Source organism: Heyndrickxia coagulans DSM 1 = ATCC 7050 (assembly GCF_000290615.1).
GTDB lineage: Bacteria > Bacillota > Bacilli > Bacillales > Bacillaceae_C > Weizmannia > Weizmannia coagulans.
In genome coordinates this window covers 1-1330 of the sequence record NZ_ALAS01000198.1, presented here as the reverse complement: position 1 = coordinate 1330, position 1330 = coordinate 1, and the positions used below count along the sequence as shown (strand labels likewise).

Below are 1330 nucleotides of genomic sequence, written 5' to 3'. Positions count from 1 at the left end.
TTCGACTTGTCACTAAGCCATGCCAAAATATTCGTCCAGCAAGCTCTAATTATTTAAATTATTACATATTTAGCCGCATTTTTGGGGGGGGAATAGTTAAATTATCACGAAAAATTTTTACTCCTCAGAGCTGTGCAAATTTTTTCAAATCAGATAAACTAGGGCTTTTTCCCAATCACGGCATCATACAAATTGAAGAACTGGTCCATTTGCACACTTCTTTTACGCATTTTCTTCGATAAAACAGAACAACTTTCCTGTTTACATGACTCATTTTTTACTTTAGAGCCCTTGCCAAAATGCTATATCCCCTGAAACTGTAAGCAGTCAGACAATTAAAGATCGTTGATTTATTCCACTAAAGAAAGAAGACGTTTGTAGGAACATTATGACAAATGTAAAAAGAAATTGTGAGTTTTTGATTTTAATGGGGTAAATTTATTTATTATAAGTGTCTAAATTTTTCCACTTTGGTCGGTTTTAGGCGGGTTTCAATAGATTAAGCTACTCATTCCTGTGGTAAATATTGTAAAACGGAAAAGGATGATTTTTTTTGAAAAAAAAAGAGCCATGAAAGCCACTCCTTTGTTAAGATATAAGTAGGGCTTGCTGAATAAGCAAAAATTCCAGATTTGACAAGGATTTTGGCTACTTTTGTCGAATATAAAGTGTAAGGATTTCAAAGGAAACACGTAAAAAACCTTGCACTTGGAGGCTGTTACGATGTACAAAAAGACCGAACATCAATTAACTTTTGTAGATGATTTTTTTCTACCATTCGGTGGGAAATTAAATAAAGAAAATCGCTGGGTCCGTCTTGCTGAAATGATTCCTTGGTGGATGCCCGAAGAAAAGTATGCCAAGTCCTTCAAGAAGAAATTCAAAAGCGAAAAGGCTTATTCTGTCAGAATCGCTCTTGGGGCTCTTTATATCAAAGAACGGCTTGGGCTGTCTGACTGGGAAACAGTCGAACAGATCACAGAAAACCCGTATCTTCAGTATTTTATCGGCTTGCCTGAATTCCAGGAAAAAGCCCCATTCGACCATTCTCTGATGACTCGTTTTAGAAAACGTTTGGGCGCAAATATCATCAACGAACTGAATGAATGGATCGTTCTGGAAGAACAAAAACGCCAATTGGAAGAAGCATCTAAGGAAAACGACAACAATGATGATCAGGATCACGACGATGACGATCATGATGATGAAGATCGTAATGATCATGATCATGATCATGATCATGATCATGATCATGATCGTGGCGATCTTCAGCCTTCCGGTTCCGATTCAGAAAAGCATTCAACTGAATCGGCTTCTCCCAAAACGAAGA

2 protein-coding genes are annotated in these 1330 nt (G+C 37.1%); both read left to right on the top strand.

Features of this window, described 5'->3' with window-relative positions:
- Nucleotides 1–242 (top strand): hypothetical protein (locus tag IC21_RS17355; RefSeq protein WP_235801117.1); only part of this gene is annotated, 242 nt, incomplete at its 5' end.
- A 481-nt stretch (nt 243–723) separates the two neighbouring features.
- Nucleotides 724–1330 (top strand): transposase (locus tag IC21_RS10085; protein ID WP_035180864.1); only part of this gene is annotated, 607 nt, incomplete at its 3' end.